Origin of the sequence: Thermococcus alcaliphilus (assembly GCF_024054535.1) — an archaeon.
In the GTDB taxonomy this organism is placed as follows: Archaea; Methanobacteriota_B; Thermococci; order Thermococcales; family Thermococcaceae; genus Thermococcus_A; species Thermococcus_A alcaliphilus.
This window is the reverse complement of sequence record NZ_JAMXLV010000012.1, coordinates 17613-32457: the sequence shown is the minus strand read 5'-3', so window position 1 is coordinate 32457 and position 14845 is coordinate 17613. Positions and strand designations below refer to the sequence as shown.

19 protein-coding genes and 4 tRNA genes are annotated in these 14845 nt (G+C 43.0%); 14 read left to right on the top strand and 9 right to left on the bottom strand.

Annotated elements, in window-relative coordinates; all coding sequences use genetic code 11:
- The first annotated feature begins 6 nt into the window (after positions 1 to 6).
- The 7 genes from rpoA2 (at position 7) to NF859_RS00815 (ending at position 3782) form a co-directional block, all read left to right on the top strand.
- On the top strand, positions 7 to 1191 hold the full coding sequence (gene rpoA2, locus NF859_RS00845) for a DNA-directed RNA polymerase subunit A'' (protein ID WP_087036732.1): 1185 nt from the start codon (positions 7 to 9) through the stop codon (positions 1189 to 1191).
- 13 nt (positions 1192 to 1204) lie between these two features.
- Positions 1205 to 1507, top strand: a complete 303-nt coding sequence (locus NF859_RS00840; protein WP_004068065.1) for a 50S ribosomal protein L30e — start codon at positions 1205 to 1207, stop codon at positions 1505 to 1507.
- A gap of 2 nt (positions 1508 to 1509) precedes the next feature.
- On the top strand, positions 1510 to 1947 hold the full coding sequence (locus NF859_RS00835; protein WP_087036730.1) for a NusA-like transcription termination signal-binding factor: 438 nt from the start codon (positions 1510 to 1512) through the stop codon (positions 1945 to 1947).
- Between the two features lie 10 nt (positions 1948 to 1957).
- Positions 1958 to 2401 (top strand): 30S ribosomal protein S12, encoded by a 444-nt coding sequence (locus tag NF859_RS00830; protein ID WP_004068063.1) that lies wholly within the window; start codon positions 1958 to 1960, stop codon positions 2399 to 2401.
- A gap of 5 nt (positions 2402 to 2406) precedes the next feature.
- A complete protein-coding gene (locus NF859_RS00825) occupies positions 2407 to 3054 on the top strand; it encodes a 30S ribosomal protein S7 (RefSeq protein WP_087036728.1) in 648 nt (215 codons plus the stop codon).
- Between the two features lie 99 nt (positions 3055 to 3153).
- Positions 3154 to 3390 carry an AbrB/MazE/SpoVT family DNA-binding domain-containing protein gene (locus NF859_RS00820; protein WP_252742587.1) on the top strand — a complete coding sequence of 79 codons (237 nt, stop codon included), beginning with the start codon at positions 3154 to 3156 and terminating at the stop codon, positions 3388 to 3390.
- Positions 3387 to 3782: a type II toxin-antitoxin system VapC family toxin gene (locus tag NF859_RS00815; protein ID WP_252742586.1), complete on the top strand. Its 396-nt coding sequence runs from the start codon at positions 3387 to 3389 to the stop codon at positions 3780 to 3782. The genes NF859_RS00820 and NF859_RS00815 overlap by 4 nt, the downstream gene beginning before the upstream one ends.
- A 99-nt stretch (positions 3783 to 3881) precedes the next feature.
- On the opposite strand, the gene NF859_RS00810 is transcribed toward NF859_RS00815, so the two are convergent.
- The 3 genes from NF859_RS00810 to NF859_RS00800 form a co-directional block, all read right to left on the bottom strand.
- Positions 3882 to 5012: an alkaline phosphatase family protein gene (locus NF859_RS00810; RefSeq protein ID WP_252742585.1), complete on the bottom strand. Its 1131-nt coding sequence runs from the start codon at positions 5010 to 5012 to the stop codon at positions 3882 to 3884.
- A gap of 45 nt (positions 5013 to 5057) precedes the next feature.
- A complete protein-coding gene (locus NF859_RS00805) occupies positions 5058 to 5942 on the bottom strand; it encodes a DUF835 domain-containing protein (RefSeq protein ID WP_252742584.1) in 885 nt (294 codons plus the stop codon).
- Positions 5943 to 6022: 80 nt separating this feature from the next.
- Positions 6023 to 7252 carry an Nre family DNA repair protein gene (locus tag NF859_RS00800; protein WP_252742614.1) on the bottom strand — a complete coding sequence of 410 codons (1230 nt, stop codon included), beginning with the start codon at positions 7250 to 7252 and terminating at the stop codon, positions 6023 to 6025.
- Between the two features lie 94 nt (positions 7253 to 7346).
- On the opposite strand from NF859_RS00800, the gene NF859_RS00795 reads away from it, so the two are divergent.
- Both NF859_RS00795 and NF859_RS00790 read left to right on the top strand, forming a co-directional pair.
- Positions 7347 to 7433, top strand: a tRNA-Ser gene (locus tag NF859_RS00795).
- A 22-nt stretch (positions 7434 to 7455) separates the two neighbouring features.
- A tRNA-Cys gene (locus tag NF859_RS00790) sits at positions 7456 to 7530 on the top strand.
- On the opposite strand, the gene NF859_RS00785 is transcribed toward NF859_RS00790, so the two are convergent.
- Entirely contained in the window at positions 7531 to 8577 is a 1047-nt protein-coding gene (locus NF859_RS00785) for a pyridoxal-phosphate dependent enzyme (protein ID WP_252742583.1), read from the bottom strand.
- A 70-nt stretch (positions 8578 to 8647) separates the two neighbouring features.
- Between NF859_RS00785 and udp the strand changes: the two genes are divergently transcribed.
- Positions 8648 to 9481, top strand: coding sequence for a uridine phosphorylase (udp, locus tag NF859_RS00780; protein WP_252742582.1), 834 nt, complete (start codon positions 8648 to 8650; stop codon positions 9479 to 9481).
- On the opposite strand, the gene NF859_RS00775 is transcribed toward udp, so the two are convergent.
- A complete protein-coding gene (locus tag NF859_RS00775) occupies positions 9478 to 10179 on the bottom strand; it encodes a DUF257 family protein (RefSeq protein WP_252742581.1) in 702 nt (233 codons plus the stop codon). The two genes, udp and NF859_RS00775, sit on opposite strands and share 4 nt — an antisense overlap.
- A gap of 313 nt (positions 10180 to 10492) precedes the next feature.
- Here NF859_RS00775 and NF859_RS00770 point away from each other — a divergent pair, with 313 nt between their 5' ends.
- Complete coding sequence (locus NF859_RS00770; protein WP_252742580.1) at positions 10493 to 11185, top strand: DUF257 family protein; 693 nt, start codon at positions 10493 to 10495, stop codon at positions 11183 to 11185.
- A 66-nt stretch (positions 11186 to 11251) separates the two neighbouring features.
- Here NF859_RS00770 and NF859_RS00765 read toward each other — a convergent pair.
- A tRNA-Leu gene (locus tag NF859_RS00765) sits at positions 11252 to 11339 on the bottom strand.
- Positions 11340 to 11451: 112 nt separating this feature from the next.
- Here NF859_RS00765 and NF859_RS00760 point away from each other — a divergent pair.
- A complete protein-coding gene (locus NF859_RS00760; protein ID WP_004068056.1) occupies positions 11452 to 11610 on the top strand; it encodes a 50S ribosomal protein L40e in 159 nt (52 codons plus the stop codon).
- 2 nt (positions 11611 to 11612) lie between these two features.
- Here NF859_RS00760 and NF859_RS00755 read toward each other — a convergent pair whose 3' ends face one another.
- Positions 11613 to 11936, bottom strand: coding sequence for a PadR family transcriptional regulator (locus tag NF859_RS00755; RefSeq protein ID WP_087036713.1), 324 nt, complete (start codon positions 11934 to 11936; stop codon positions 11613 to 11615).
- Positions 11937 to 12090: 154 nt separating this feature from the next.
- On the opposite strand from NF859_RS00755, the gene NF859_RS00750 reads away from it, so the two are divergent.
- Together NF859_RS00750 and NF859_RS00745 are read left to right on the top strand one after the other, a co-directional pair.
- A complete protein-coding gene (locus NF859_RS00750) occupies positions 12091 to 12390 on the top strand; it encodes an FUN14 domain-containing protein (protein WP_252742579.1) in 300 nt (99 codons plus the stop codon).
- Between the two features lie 25 nt (positions 12391 to 12415).
- Positions 12416 to 13738: a lipopolysaccharide biosynthesis protein gene (locus NF859_RS00745; RefSeq protein ID WP_252742578.1), complete on the top strand. Its 1323-nt coding sequence runs from the start codon at positions 12416 to 12418 to the stop codon at positions 13736 to 13738.
- On the opposite strand, the gene NF859_RS00740 is transcribed toward NF859_RS00745, so the two are convergent.
- Positions 13710 to 14465 carry a metallophosphoesterase family protein gene (locus NF859_RS00740; protein ID WP_252742577.1) on the bottom strand — a complete coding sequence of 252 codons (756 nt, stop codon included), beginning with the start codon at positions 14463 to 14465 and terminating at the stop codon, positions 13710 to 13712. The genes NF859_RS00745 and NF859_RS00740 overlap by 29 nt on opposite strands.
- 292 nt (positions 14466 to 14757) lie before the next feature.
- Positions 14758 to 14835: transfer RNA gene (locus NF859_RS00735), tRNA-Arg, on the bottom strand.
- Positions 14836 to 14845: the final 10 nt, after the last annotated feature.

The following is a 14845-nucleotide window of genomic DNA, read 5'->3' as shown; positions in this document are numbered from 1 at the left end:
GATGTTATGGTATCAAGCTCAACTATTAAAAAGCTTGTAGAGAGTAAAGCCTCCAATCTGCCGGAGAGACTTAAAGAAGAGCTCTTGGAGAAGCTCCTCACTTATAACGAGAAGTACAAGCTGAAGAAGGCAGAAATTGAGGCAATAATTGATGAAGTTGTGGGCGAATACGAAAAAGCTCTAATAGAGCCTGGAGAGGCTGTAGGAACTGTTACCGCCCAGTCGATTGGAGAGCCCTCCACACAGATGACACTTAACACATTCCACTATGCGGGTGTTGCTGAGATTAACGTTACCCTTGGTCTCCCAAGAATCATTGAAATTGTTGATGCAAGAAAGAACCCATCAACCCCAATTATGACCGTTTATCTCGACGAGGAGCATAGATACGACTCAGAAAAGGCTCGTGAGGTTGCGAGGAGAATTGAGGGAACAACTCTCGAAAGCCTTGCCAGAAGCATGACGCTTGATATACTCAACATGGAATTCGTGGTTGATGTTGACCCAGAACGCCTTGAGAAAAGCGGTTTGACAATGGAGAAGATTCAGGCAAAGCTCGAACGCTCATTCAAGTCGGCAGAAATAGAGGTTGATGGGAACACATTGATAATCAGAATGAAAAAGGCTAAGGGTGTTTCAACATTAAGAAGACTCGCCGATAAAGTTAAAAAGCATCGTCTAAAAGGACTGTCAGGCGTAGGAAAAACAATTATCAGAAAAGAGGGAGATGAGTACGTCATATACACAGAGGGATCAAACTTCAAACAGGTGCTCAAGGTTCCGGGCGTTGATCCAACAAGAACAAGGACGAACAATATCCATGAAATAGCTGAAGTACTTGGCATTGAGGCGGCAAGAAATGCTATTATTGAAGAAATAACAAGAACGATGCAGGAGCAGGGTCTTGAAGTAGATGTCAGGCATATCATGCTCGTCGCTGATATGATGACCCTTGATGGTATTGTGAGACCTATTGGAAGGCACGGTGTGGTTGGTACAAAGGCAAGTGTGCTCGCTAGAGCTGCATTCGAGATTACCGTTCAACACTTACTCCAAGCTGCCGAAAGGGGAGAGGTTGATCCCCTCAACGGTGTGGTCGAAAACGTATTAATCGGTCAGCCCGTTCCAGTTGGAACGGGAATCGTTAGGCTGGCAATGAAGTTACCGATTAAAAAATCCATAGAAGAGTAGGGAGGTGTAGGTAATGGATTTAGCATTTGAGCTTAGAAAAGCCCTTGAAACAGGAAAGGTTATCATTGGTTCAAACGAAACAGTTAGGCTTGCCAAGGTCGGGGGTGCAAAGCTCATTATCATAGCCAAAAACGCACCAAAAGAGCTTAAGGATGACATCAACTATTATGCAAAGCTCAGCAATATTCCGGTTTATGAGTTCGAGGGGACAAGCGTTGAGTTAGGCACAATGCTCGGTAAGCCCTTTGTAATCGCATCACTGGCAATAGTAGAGCCTGGAGAGAGCAAAATACTTGCACTGGCCGGAGGTAAGTGAGCATGCCACTCAAGCTAAATACTGACCAGATAAAGTATATAGCACTCTTTGAGAGCTTTACAGGAGCAACAGTGCTCGATTGCTTAATCGACTCACCAAGGAATCGCTTAATATTCGTCATCAAGAAGGGAGAAATGGGTTTGGCATTAGGCAAAAGAGGCAGCAACGTTAAAAGGATACAGGGGATGTTAGGAAAAGACATTGAGCTCATAGAACATTCAGAAAATCCGGAAGAATTCCTCAAGAACATTTATAAAACAATGGGCGTAAGGATTAAAAAAGTTCACATAACTGAAAAGAAAGATGGAAAAAAAGTTGCCCTCCTTGATGTGAATCAAAGGGATAAGCCTAGGGCGATAGGTAGAGGGGGGCAAAATATAAACCTCGTCAAAGAATTAATGGAGAGGCATCACGGGATTGAGGAAGTTGTGGTAATTTGAGGTGATGATCATGGCTGGAAAGAAGGCTCCTTACGGTGAATTTGCTGGAAGAAAGCTCAAGCTTAAGAGAAAGAAGTTTAGGTGGAGTGACATAACCTACAAGAGAAGGGTACTTAGACTCAAGGAGAAGAGCGATCCACTTGAAGGTGCACCACAGGCGAGAGGAATCGTTCTTGAAAAGATTGCAGTTGAAGCTAAGCAGCCAAACTCAGGTATGAGAAAAGCAGTTAGGGTTCAGCTCATCAAGAACGGTAAAGTGGTTACCGCTTTCACCCCCGGTGACGGTGCTATCAAGCACATTGATGAACACGATGAGGTTATCATAGAGGGAATTGGCGGTCCAAAAGGTGGATCCATGGGTGACATTCCAGGAATTAGATACAAGGTTGTCATCGTTAACAGGACTTCCCTTAAAGAGATAGTTAAGGGTAGAAAAGAAAAGCCAAGAAGGTGATGCTCATGGCCAAACCATTAGAAGAGAGATTTTTTGTCCCAAAGGATCTCAAGGTTTTCGGGAGATGGAGTGTTGAGGAAGTAGTCGTTGAAGATCCATCGCTCAGACCTTACATTAATCTTGAACCAAGAATTCTTCCCCACAGCCACGGAAGGCATGCTAAGAAGCAGTTCGGTAAGGCAAATGTACATATTGTTGAGAGGCTAATAAATAAGGTAATGAGAAGCGGTGCTTCAAGCTACAAAATCGGCGGACACTTCATGAGAAGAGAGCACCGCTCATTGATGAGCAAGAAGATGAAGGCTTATGAGGTTGTAAAAGAGGCTTTCAAGATAATTGAACAGAGAACAAAGCAGAACCCAATCCAGGTTCTCGTTAAGGCAATCGAAAACTCCGCTCCGAGGGAAGACACCACAAACATCATGTTCGGTGGAGTTAGATACCACCTCGCAGTTGATATCTCTCCAATGAGAAGGCTTGATGTTGCCTTGAGAAACATCGCCCTCGGTGCATCAGCAAAGTGCTACCGCAACAAGATTAGCTATGCCGAGGCGTTGGCTGAAGAGATTATTGCAGCAGCAAACAAGGATACAAAGAGCTTCGCATACAGCAAGAAGGAAGAAATCGAGAGGATTGCACAGTCCTCAAGGTGAGGACTGGGGTTTTCTATTTTCCTTATTGCTTTTTTACTGCGTTTTTTGTTGGAAACATTTTTATCCCCTTACGTGTAAAACTATTCTGGTGAAAGTAAGATGGTAACTGTAAAGGTTTCTTCAAAAGGTCAGATAGTCTTACCCAAGTCCATCCGCGAGAAGTTCGGTATCAAGGCGGGGGATGAAGTTGAGATACTCGACTTTGGGGACGAGATTGTGTTAATTCCGATTAAGAAGGGGGTAAAGCTTAGGGGGCTTGTCAAATTCGACAAGCCAGCGAAGGAGATACTTAGAGAGGTTCGGAAGGAAGAGGAGGAGCTGGAGGCAAGAAAATGAAGGTTGTCCTCGATAGCTATGCACTTTTGGTCTACATAAACAACGAACCTCCAGCAGATAGGGTCGAAAAGTACCTGAATTTGGGGAGAGAAGGAAAAGCTGACCTCTACATGAACGTGGTAAATCTGGGAGAAGTATATTATATTCTGGCAAGAAAAAAGGGAGTTGATACGGCGAATCTCGCTATGGCACTGCTCAAGGAAGAGCCGATTACATTTGTAGCCGCAGATGAAAGGCTATCTCTCCTTGCTGGAAGGATAAAAGCCTTTCACAAGCTAAGCTACGCTGATGCCTTTGCCGCGGCTACTGCAATAGACCTTAAAGCCACTCTCTTAACAGGTGATGAGGAGTTTAAAACCATAGAGGATAGGATTAAGATTGAGTGGCTTTGATTTATTGCCATATCTTGTCTTTGCTTATTGTAAATCTATTAGAAGAGAGAACTCTCAAAAAGACCTGGAGAAGATGTCAAAGGGTTGGATAGAGGCGGATTAATCCGCTCTTTTTAGTAGGCTCCTCCCAACCATCTCTTTGGACTTCTCAACTCCAAAAAACTCCAAGATTGTGGGTGCAATATCGTAAATGCTGGCATTTTCAGTGTCCACATTCTCAAAACCCCAGAGGACAAGAGGCACCTTCATCACGGGATCGTTCATCGAGCCGTGCATGCCTTTTACCCAGTAGCTTGACCCCTTTATTCCATCACAGAATCTGTGAGAGCAGAACCAGTAGCCTTTCTTGGCTGAGACTATAATCTCTCCGCTGTTTGGAGTATTTAGGTGCGGCAAGTCCTCTCTAAAAAAGACGTACTTTACACCAGGAGCCCTCCTTAATAGTGAATAAGCCTCCTCTGCTTCTTTTGGGTCTTTTAGATAAACGTGCACTCCTCCTCCAGATGAGACCCTTAGTGTTTCAATCTCGTGTTTTTTGAGATAAGCCTTGAGGTTTACCCACGTGTGGACTTTTTCCTGTCCATGGTCTGCAAAGATTATAAATGCGTATTCATCCCTGAGCCTCTCCCACAAAACGTTTAATGCTGTATCCACTGTTTCAACAGCTTTCATGGCTTCATCGCTCAGGGGCCCATAATCGTGTTGCATGCCATCAATCGAGCAGAAGTGAACTAAAAGCAAATCCGGTTTGCACTCTTCATATAGATACAGAGCCGAATTTAAAACCCATTTATCTTTTCTCCAGTCTCTTCCGTGTTCTCTATAGAGGTTATCGTCGCTAAAAAACGGGGGAAATATTCTAACGTGGGTACCACTGAAGGGAGGCATTGTATAGCCGCTAACGGAAGCACTCCTTATCCCTTTTTCCCTTAGGATGTCAACTACCGTTCTTGCCTTTATGACTTTGTGCGGATTAAAAGCAACTTCGTAGTCGTAGAAGTTTACCTTTCTGTCGGCTATTCTATCATAATAGCCGTTTTCCACAACGCCGTGAATCTTCGGAGGAACTCCAGTAACTACACTCGTGTGAACCAAATCCGTGAGTGTAGGAAATATTGAATCCACAACTTCAAAGAATCCTTCATCCACTAGCTCACTTAAGAACGGCATGTGTTTTAAATTGTAAACCCCATTGCCGTCGATGCTTATGAGCGCGAGTTTTTTTCTCATAGACTAAGCTACGGAAGGTTGGTTAAAAAGTTTAAGTTTAGAATGCTAGATTGGAAGAAGCTTATTATTGATGTTGCCGCTCTCGTCTTTTTCTTTTAGCACCTCTGCCTCCTCTAATTTTTGGAACTCTCTCAGAAGCAAAGCATACTGTTTTTCGTCAAGAGCTTCTTTCATTATAGGCACTACGATAACAGTATCTGTGAGGAGGGCATGGTCCTTTAGTGACGTAAGGAACTTGAAGACAGAGTCAAATCCGTTTTCTACAACAAGGTATTCGAAACCATCAATTACAATGCTTTTTGGCCCTTTCTCAGATCTCATGAATGTAACAAGTTCATGGGCTAGGCGTTCAAGGTTTCGCGGATAAACCGTTCCGGGTTTATCAATCTTTGCAAGCCATAGGATCGGAACGTTTGATCCAAACTTAGCCCTTAGTCCCTCTGGATTTTGTCTTGTTATTATTATAGCTTTTCTTCCTTGTAGGAGAGGTTTACATCTCTCACAGATTCCGCCCGAAGACTCTGCTATGTATAATCCCGGAGGAAGACTTTTAGCGATCTCGCCTGGAATCGTTGGAACGACGGGAATTAGCCTATACCTCTGGGTTAGAGTCCTAAACAGCTTTATCCATGCGTATACCAAAAGAACTCCGAAGATGTTTATTAAAAAGTTGGCAATCCTATTGAGTGTCCTAGCGGTGCTATCACTTATATCGATAAAACCTGCTCTATCCAAATTTAAGGGCAGGAAGAATATCTTCGACACAGCATAAAACACAAAGCTAATCACCAGAAGATCATAAAACTTTAAAATTGACATGGGTGTCTCTCTTCTTTTTAACTCCCTTCGTACTAGGATAGCCAAGATAATTACTACAAACCGGAGTATCAGATTCCCAACGGCATTGGCCGCACCTATCCAGTCTGGCATGTGGCTTCACTTCCCTTAGAATGTGAAAAACTCCATATGTGATTAGACAATCGCATTATATAAAAGTTACCTTATGGTAATTAATGAGGATTAAAGTAATAGTCGAGTGTCCTCTGCTTTCTCATCCTCAGAATCCAGCTTTTTTCTAGGTATTTCTCAAGCTTTAGCTCAAGGAATTTTCTGAGTTCATTGAAGGCTTCCTGAAGTGTGCTAAATCTTCCTATCGGGTTCTCCATAGCTTTCTTTACTCCCACCCTTATCTGCCACACACCTACGGGAGCGTAGTACTTTGGAGTTACTTCCCTGAACACTATTATTCTTGCCTGCCTTCTTCTTTTCCTAAGGCTTTCAAGAACACTCAAACGGGCGGCATAATACGCTCCTGTGGTCTCTTCAGCGTACCCCTTAATACCGCGAAAGTCCTCATAGTCATGGATTACTTCGGGTTCGTCGCTTCCAAACAAAGAGCCTTTGAGCCATACCTCCAAAAGTTCAAAGGCGTAAGTTTCGGGCATCAAAAGCACAGCATATCTGTTCCCCAAGAATTCGTAAAAGTAGAGCTCAAATTCGTTTATGGGCTCATAATGCAGGATTTCTTTCCTTAGTTTTTTACCTATGGTATCCTGCACAGCTGTGATGCTCCACCTTGTCGGAACGAGCTTTCTGTTAATGCCCAAAAGTCCTGCAGAGAGGAGTCTTATTATGTAGTACTCATCAAAGCCCCAGTTGTAGAGTCGCATTATTGCCTGTTCGGCTTTTAGTTCATCACTAACTACGTAATCCGTTTTCCTCGGTATTTTTGGGTTTTCCGTGAGCTCAAAGTCTAGGAGCTCTGCCTTTGGCCCTACTGGGGGAGCAAATTCACTTGGAAGAACTTTTAGAACTGGTCTCTTTTTGAGGAGAATCTCGCTGTCCACGGGCTTTACCGACATTGCCAGCTCTTGAACTTCTTCAAGGATTCTTTCGCTTTTTCTCACGTTAACATCTGCTTTCATCTCCCCCATGACAAGAAGAGAGCGATAGTAGAGGATATCCCTTATTGTTTTGTTCTCCCATTTTAGAGGACTGTCGAGATGGGAAGTGTTTCCCTCTATTGGAGGAACGAGGGGCCCGATACGGACTTTGGGATAGCCGTATTCGCCAACAAATATGCTTGGGGGAGATGAGCCAAAAATCTCTCTACGGTTTATCTTATGTTCTACATTCTTGACTACCCTAAAGCGTTCGAGAATTGGGCACGTAGGCCTTCCACACAGGAGTTTCCTCCCTTTGCATAAAGCACACAGCTTTGAGTTAAAGAGCTCCATCAGTTTTAAATAGAGAGCAGAGGTATTTATATCTATCCTCGGCGTTGCCTTTTGCGAAAGATTTAAATACCCTCCCAAACTCCTTAATGTTGGACGTGCCGCGGTAGCCTAGCCTGGTAGGGCGCCGGCCTGCTAAGCCGGTGGGCGTGGTCCCTCCGGGGTTCAAATCCCCGCCGCGGCGCCAAAATATCTTCTTCGGGTAAAATGCCGGGATAGCCTAGAGGTGAGGCGGCGGACTGCAGATCCGCTTTACGGGGGTTCGAATCCCCCTCCCGGCTCCATTAAACGCTTTTCAGCCCAGAACCGGTAAGGGGAATGAGCACTTTTGTGCCTTTTTCAAAATAACCCTCCTCTAAGAGTAACTTAAATGCAGCATAGGCTGTTGCTGACGTTGGTTCGACTAAAAAGCCCATAGAAATAAGCTCTTTTATAGCCTCTGCTATCTCTTCGTCTCCCACAGAAACACATGCTCCATTGCTCTCTTTTAGGGCTTTGAGCATCTGTTCCCTTCTGGGGGGTTCTGGAATAGCTATCCCTTCTGCAAGTCTGCTTTTTTCTTTACTTCTCTTGCATAGGCTTTCATATCCTCTTCCTTGGACGGCGATCATTCTTGGAATTCTTGCTTCTTCAAATGCCTCCAAATCTTTAAACCCTTTATAGAGACCCAAAAATAGAGTCCCACTTCCGGTGGGTGCTAACGCGTAGTCCACACTTCCTATCTGCTCATAAACCTCATAAGCTATTGTTTTTGTGCCTTCAATGAAATAGGGGTTGTACCAGTGCGATATGTAAATTCCCTCCCGAAAGCTTCTTGCCCTTTCATGCACTTCCATTCGTGATCCCTCAACCTCATGAACCTCTGCCTCTAATAGTTTTAGAAGTCTCTTTTTTCCTTCACTTGTGTGTTTTGGAATGAAGATATGGGCATTTATCCCTTCACTTTTTGCGAAGAGCGCCAAACTCAACGCTGCATTTCCTGAAGAGTCAAGTGTTACATCCCTTATGCCCTCTTCCTTCAGCTTTGCAAGGGTTACGTAAGTGCCCCTGTCCTTGAAGGAACCGCTGGGCATTAGGTATTCAAGCTTGAAGAAAACGTTGACCCCTTCGATTTTTCTCCCAACTATTGGAGTTATTGGGAGCGTCAACTTTGGCAAAAACTCCTCTTTTAGGGGTAAGAAACTGAGGTACCTCCTCACGTCTAGGAATTCTTCTCTCAGCAACCCCTTAAAACTACCTTCCCTTTCCTCAATGTATTCAAGAACTCCTCCGCATTCGCACATAATTTTAAAGCCTTCATAAGTCCTTCCGCATCTTAGACACTTTAGCATCTTCTCACCCTTTGCAGTAGGGATTTCATTTATATATCCCTTTTCCAAAATTCATGTGGGGGTGAGGGAAATGAAAAAGTTTATGCCCGCTGATAGGCCTCAAACGGAAGAGGGGTACCAATACCACATAGCCTGTAAGCCCGGTGATGTTGCTCGCTACGTTCTCCTCCCAGGTGATCCTGAGAGGGTGCCCAAGATAAGCTCTCTGTGGGATGAAGCAAAGGAAATAGCATTCCACAGGGAGTACAGAACCCACACGGGTAAGTATAAAGGCGTTCCTATAAGCGTAACCTCAACGGGAATAGGAGGGCCTTCAACGGCAATAGCAATAGAGGAATTAGCAGCAATAGGCGCTGACACTTTCATTAGGGTAGGCTCGACGGGAGCAATCCAGCCCGGGATAGAGATTGGTGATTTGATAATAGCGAAAGCAGCTGTTAGACTTGAAGGGACGTCGAAGCAGTATGTTAGAGTTGAATACCCAGCAAGCGCCGATATTGAGGTTACCTTAGCCTTAATCGAAGCTGCGGAAACATTGGGAGTTAGATACCACGTTGGAATTACAGCCTCTACTGACAGCTTTTATGTGGGTCAAGCAAGGCCCGGGTTAAATGGCTACTTCCCGAGCTTTGCGAAGCACCTCATAGACGACCTGAGGCAGGCTAAAGTTACGAACTTTGAGATGGAAGCGGCTACCCTTTACACCCTCGCGAACATCTATGGTCTTAGGGCAGGTTGCGTTTGTGCGGTTTTTGCGAACCGAATAACCAATGAGTTTGGAAAAGCCGGAGAAAGGGAGGCGGCATTAGTTGCAAGCGAAGCTGTCAAAATTCTACACGAATGGGACGAGGAAAAAGAGAAGAAGGGCAAAAAGTACTGGTTCCCAAGTTTGAGGAAGCTTTAACCTCTTTTTAATTTAATTAGAGAATCTTGGAGCTCTTGAGCTTCGATGCTGAAGGTTTTTCCATAATCCTCAAAATCAACTGACCTTATTACTTGGAAGTGTATCCTCTTTTCCGATAGCTGAACGAGGAAGCTTCTGCTTGAGTGCTCTCTGAACTCCTGGAGAATTTCTTCGTTTAGGAGGGATGTGTTAACCAACGTCACCAGCACTCTCTTCTCATCCCCAAGGAAAGGCCGTATTATTGTTCCGAAAAACGTTTCCAATGCTCTGGGATCATCTTCATAGAGCCTTATGAGTTTCTCTATTCCCACAACAATTCTTATAGCGAATTCGCTCTCTTCTTCTCTTTGAAACTCCGTGAGGGCTTCCAGATACTGCTCTCTCCATATGGAGATCTCGCTTTTTAGCTCTATCCTCTTGAGGATTTTGCCCGTTTTCATAACTCCACCAAACTTAATTACCGGCAGGTTTTCTATAAAAGACGAGTCAATACCTGCAAGCTCAAGATGAGCCTTTAAGAGGTGGAGCTGGTCGAGTATATCCACCAGAAGCACCTTAGTATTGCTCTGCTTTGCATAGTTAATGGCGGTACAGAATATAAGATGGATTGGTTCGGAAGAGGTATATTCCACCAAAACGTCTTCTCCCCTTCTTATTTTTCTAAGCTGATTGAAAACATCTCTCTCAAAAGTTTCCATGTTTCTCACTCTCCTGTTGGATTTTGTCATATGAACATTCTTAAAATTGAAAATTGAAATAATTCATCCTATATATGAGTAGTTGTGGAACTATAAAAAGCTTCTCACGAATATTTTTAGTTTGTATCTTGAACTTATTAAACTTTATCCTCTTTACACGTTTCTATCTCGAAGTCTCGAACTCTCTGCAAATTTCTGGAATATCTTTAATCTGGTTGTACGAAATTCAAACCTTTGAAGGCATGTTTGGAAAAATTTTTAACCTTAAGTTACCTAAATTTCTTAATAGAACAGAGAGCTGGGGATGATTGTGATGTCCAAAAAGTTTGAAGAGACGGTATTTGAATACAATAAAACAATTCAAAGGGGAGAGCTGATTCTCGTTGAGTACACCTCAAGCGAGCCAATTCATTTAGTAGTTTACCTCCTCCTGCGGTATTTAAAGAAAGAGAACATTCCCTTCATCATAATAGACATAGCGGATCAACTTCACGTGCTCAAAGCTCATTTGAAATTTGCTGGAATAAACACCAAGTTGATTGATGAGGCGCAGGTAATAAAACTTGGTGGGGCAATAACTACTGGAAGCGTACTCGAGAGAATTTCCTTAACCTTAGAACCCTCTGTCATGAAAAATGAATTTGTTAAAATACTAAAACAGCTTGCAGAGAAGCATGATTACTTTGTTAGAATAGGACTCGGAACTGAAAAACTCATAAAGCTCTTATCAGAAGACCCGGCAACGTTGGAGGCATTTTTCGGGAGCATGGTTAGACCGCTTTTGGGATATGAGAAAAGCACAGGAGTTGTGTTTATGAACACGGGCATCATCAGAGAAGATATTGTTCAAGAGGCGGAAGAGATCGCAAGTAGGGTTTTTGAAGTTAAACTAGAAGAGGGAGAGATTACCTTTAGAGTTGTCAAGTCAATAAACTTCAATGAGCATGGAAAAACACTTTCAATTAAAGCCCAAGAACTCCAGGAGTACTTTGCCTCTGTTGAGTAAGTCCATAAGTTTTCTATTTGTTTTTTTGGTTAAAATTTTCTTAAAAAAGTCCGCTTTTTTCAGATATGGTGCGGGGGACGGGATTCGAACCCGCGTAGCCCTACGGCACCGGATCTTAAGTCCGGCCCCTTTGGCCAGGCTCGGGCACCCCCGCTCATAAGTGAAAGAGCAAAGTTCGAATAAAAAGCTTTCGGTAATTCAAAAAAGGTAAAGCTTAAAAAGAAATGCTTGTAAGTGAACACAGTCAAGATCATGGAGGGATTAAAATGGCGAGGTTTCCTGAAGCTGAGGCAAGAATATTTAGGAAGTACATATGTATGAGATGCGGTGCCACTAACCCATGGAAAGCAGAGAAGTGCAGGAAGTGCGGATACAAGGGACTAAGGCCAAAAGCTAAAGAACCAAGAGGAGGAGCAGGACGTTAGAACTACTTAAGCTTGTTTAATGTTTCTTCTATAAATTTTATTCCATCTTCGAGGAGTTTTTCTCCCTTTTCTGTAAGCTTGTAGTATTTCCTTGAGGGTTTTCCGGTTTCGCTTTCGTGCCATTCTGAAGTGACGTATCCATCGTGTTCAAGCTTGTAAAGCACCACATAGCTACTTACAGTAGCGGGCTCAAATCCAAATCTCTCTCTTATTTCATTTTTGAGTTCATATGCGTACATAGGCCTGTCTTTTAGCAATCTCAGTATGTAAATCCACAGAACTTCCTTTGTCATCTTCTCTTTAAGTCTCTCCATAGGAGTTGTCATATATATCACCCTCAATGATACATATTATTCATCTTTAAAACTTTTATGCTTTATAAATATTGGGTTTTCATATAATTTAAACATTTTGTCGCTATAAAATCCAAAAGCAAAAGGGTTTTAATTGCAAAAACTCAAAAACAAATGGTGAGCCACCATGAACCTTGACTTTGGTGGAATAATGGGAGATATGGGAATTGGAGCCGTTGTTGGCTTTATAACAGGTTATGCGCTTAAAAAGTTCATAAAAATAGTGCTTACCTTGATAGGTGCATATCTGTTGAGTCTCTTCTGGCTTCAGCAAAAAGGAGTTATAACAATAAACACCGATGCTCTCTTCAACCTTGCAGAAAGCGCAACTACCTCAACTTTAACTTTGGCCGATAAAGTAGTGGGGATTTTACCAGGTACTGGAGCATTTGTTGCAGGCTTCTATTTAGGGTTCCGCAAAGGTTAAATTCTGCTCTATTTATTTTTCTTTCATGAGTTACGAGAAGAAGGTCATGTTACGGCATTCGATAGCTAGTATAGTGGCTCTTGCCCTCTTTGGTCTCAGCAGGCTTATCTACAGCATAGTTATCTCAAGAAGATTTGGCGTTGAAGTTCTGGGAAAAGTGAATTCACTCATATCGCAGGCGTTCTTATTGGCCATTCCGTTAAGCTTTTTTGCTGTTGCTTTGGGGAAGTACGCCTCCGAGTTTCTGGGAAAAGGGGAAATAGAAAAAATAAAATCCATAGCAACGTTGGGATTTTCTTTTCCTTTTATTGGCTTGGTTTTAATTCCCTTCAACTTTTATTTGGCCCTTCTGGCGGTTTTAAGGGCGCTTCAGTTAACGTTTCGTAGCTTTATTTATGGTCTCCATCGAGGTGAGATTTACGCTTATGCAATGCTGGGAGCGTTTGTGCTATTTATTGGCGGATTTCTGTCGGAAAACTATTATCTACCCTATATCAGCCTTCTTTCTGGTGTAGTTCTCTTCGGGTTTTTATATCTCCTTAAAGAAAAGCTCTTTGGAAAACCTACCTCCGAGACTTTTAAAATTCTCCTAAGGTATTCCAGCTTTGCATTCCTTGGAACAATTTCAGGAGTTTTTCTTGTCCAAGCTCCGTATTTTCTAAGCGAGAGGCTTGCTTCTCCCAAAGTTGCCGGTGTGGTTTCCGCCTCGCTCTCTGCGGCATTTTTGTTGACTTACATGCCCCAGGTGTTTCAATCAGCGATAATGCCTCTGTATTCCTATAAATACGGAAAAGATGAGATGGAATATGTAAAGTGGCTTGCCGAGGAATCTACAAAGTTGCTATCCCTTTTAGTGGCTTTGGTGATTTTTCTCCTTCTACTTGTAGGTAGGGAGATTTTGTCGCTCCTCTTTGGGTTTAGTCTGGGCAGTGAGTTCTACCTAGCTCTTATAGCTGTAGAAACGTATATTGCCTATAACCCCAGCATAGTAGCACTGAATTCAACAAGGTATGTGAAAGAAGGGACTATCATTGCACTCTTGGGCGCTGTGGTTTCTCTCGTTGCTTGGTTGCTTTTGATAAGTTCCTTTGAAGAATATGGAACTGTCTCCGGGCTCTTTTTAGGATATCTCTCGATACTAATTGGCACATCAATCGTAGCAAACAAGAAGTTAGGGGTTTCGTTCACCTCTTATGCTCAATTTGTTGTGGCTGTTTTACTGCAGTTCACGATATTCCTATCAAAAACTCTCTTGCTGTTGGTTTTTGTAGTATACGTTGGAATGTTCAGAAAAGAAATAAAAAGGGTGTTCAAGCTCTTTAAACCTTTCCGTGATAGAGGATTTTAATGAGCTCCTCTGGCAATCCTTCTGCTTTGATTTTGTCCTCTATGATTTTCTTGTCATATTCAACTTCTACGAATTTTGTGTGCAGATTGTCAACATTTATGAGGGCAAAAGTTGCCTTATGCTCTTTTCCTGGTGGGAATCCAATGCTACCGGGGCATACTACCCTTCCGTACCTCGTCATGGCATTAACGGGGAGTTTTGGGGATGCTACTAATAGAAGTTCGTAGTCTTTTACCGGTCTCATGACGGCTTCATAATATGAGGTGGGCTGTTCTGGAAGAACCTTACCCTCGAAGGGATTTAATGGGCTTCCATAAACTCCGAAAATGTCGTTCTTGCCTATTTTGTCAACTAGATATATAGGCAAATCTCTTATGAACTCCCTTCCTTCATGGCCAAGCTTCTCCCATGTGTATTTTAATGCCTCTTTTATGTATGGCTCAAGGGCAAGTTCGTCGATGTAATCTGGCCCTTCAGCGTGTGGATCGCTCATAGCTATTATCTGGTCGAATTCTCCGCGAATTATCTTTACATGGTTGTCCTTCATCAGATCATCGAGAACATCGAGAACTTCCTTTGGATAGGGGAACAACCCAACTATATTTCCGAGGATGTAGTATTTTTCAATGTCATAACCTTCTTCCTTAAGCTCCTCAATTCTTCCGAGGGCTTTTACAAGGGCAGGGAAGTTCCCATTGATGTTTGCCAATACTGCCACGTATGTCATCTTATCACCCCCTCAATTTTTTCTAACTTTAATTTACTAAAAGAGGTATTTAAGCTTTTCGAAATTTAGGGGATCAAGAGGACAAGAACTTTCTTTTCTTTCTCCTCTCTTGTTTAGTCCTTGCATTGCTGAGCAGGTAGAGTATAAGTGCATCCTCTATCACTGCTATCACCTCCCGTCAAAACAGTGCTGTGTTCTAGTGGGTGAGAAACGTTCTGTATTTTAATTACCAAGAGTTATTTAAAAATTTTTGGTTTACCTTTTAAGTACGGGTTGTTCAAGAACAAAGATGTGGCGCCCCGGCGGGGATTTGAACCCCGGACCTCGAGGTCCGCAGCCTCGCGCCCTATCCAGACTAGGCCACCGGGGCATCCAAGGGA

Bases quoted from the DNA above. Each gene is read 5' to 3' on its own strand.
- NF859_RS00825 (WP_087036728.1), top strand. From the start codon at position 2,407: ATGGCCAAACCATTAGAAGAGAGATTTTTTGTCCCAAAGGATCTCAAG.
- NF859_RS00835 (WP_087036730.1), top strand. From the start codon at position 1,510: ATGCCACTCAAGCTAAATACTGACCAGATAAAGTATATAGCACTCTTT.
- NF859_RS00770 (WP_252742580.1), top strand. From the start codon at position 10,493: ATGTCCAAAAAGTTTGAAGAGACGGTATTTGAATACAATAAAACAATT.
- NF859_RS00755 (WP_087036713.1), bottom strand. From the start codon at position 11,936: ATGACAACTCCTATGGAGAGACTTAAAGAGAAGATGACAAAGGAAGTT.
- NF859_RS00840 (WP_004068065.1), top strand. From the start codon at position 1,205: ATGGATTTAGCATTTGAGCTTAGAAAAGCCCTTGAAACAGGAAAGGTT.
- NF859_RS00785 (WP_252742583.1), bottom strand. From the start codon at position 8,577: ATGCTAAAGTGTCTAAGATGCGGAAGGACTTATGAAGGCTTTAAAATT.
- NF859_RS00830 (WP_004068063.1), top strand. From the start codon at position 1,958: ATGGCTGGAAAGAAGGCTCCTTACGGTGAATTTGCTGGAAGAAAGCTC.
- NF859_RS00745 (WP_252742578.1), top strand. From the start codon at position 12,416: ATGAGTTACGAGAAGAAGGTCATGTTACGGCATTCGATAGCTAGTATA.
- NF859_RS00740 (WP_252742577.1), bottom strand. From the start codon at position 14,465: ATGACATACGTGGCAGTATTGGCAAACATCAATGGGAACTTCCCTGCC.
- NF859_RS00815 (WP_252742586.1), top strand. From the start codon at position 3,387: ATGAAGGTTGTCCTCGATAGCTATGCACTTTTGGTCTACATAAACAAC.
- NF859_RS00750 (WP_252742579.1), top strand. From the start codon at position 12,091: ATGAACCTTGACTTTGGTGGAATAATGGGAGATATGGGAATTGGAGCC.
- NF859_RS00805 (WP_252742584.1), bottom strand. From the start codon at position 5,942: ATGCCAGACTGGATAGGTGCGGCCAATGCCGTTGGGAATCTGATACTC.
- udp (WP_252742582.1), top strand. From the start codon at position 8,648: ATGAAAAAGTTTATGCCCGCTGATAGGCCTCAAACGGAAGAGGGGTAC.
- NF859_RS00810 (WP_252742585.1), bottom strand. From the start codon at position 5,012: ATGAGAAAAAAACTCGCGCTCATAAGCATCGACGGCAATGGGGTTTAC.
- NF859_RS00775 (WP_252742581.1), bottom strand. From the start codon at position 10,179: ATGGAAACTTTTGAGAGAGATGTTTTCAATCAGCTTAGAAAAATAAGA.
- NF859_RS00760 (WP_004068056.1), top strand. From the start codon at position 11,452: ATGGCGAGGTTTCCTGAAGCTGAGGCAAGAATATTTAGGAAGTACATA.
- rpoA2 (WP_087036732.1), top strand. From the start codon at position 7: ATGGTATCAAGCTCAACTATTAAAAAGCTTGTAGAGAGTAAAGCCTCC.
- NF859_RS00820 (WP_252742587.1), top strand. From the start codon at position 3,154: ATGGTAACTGTAAAGGTTTCTTCAAAAGGTCAGATAGTCTTACCCAAG.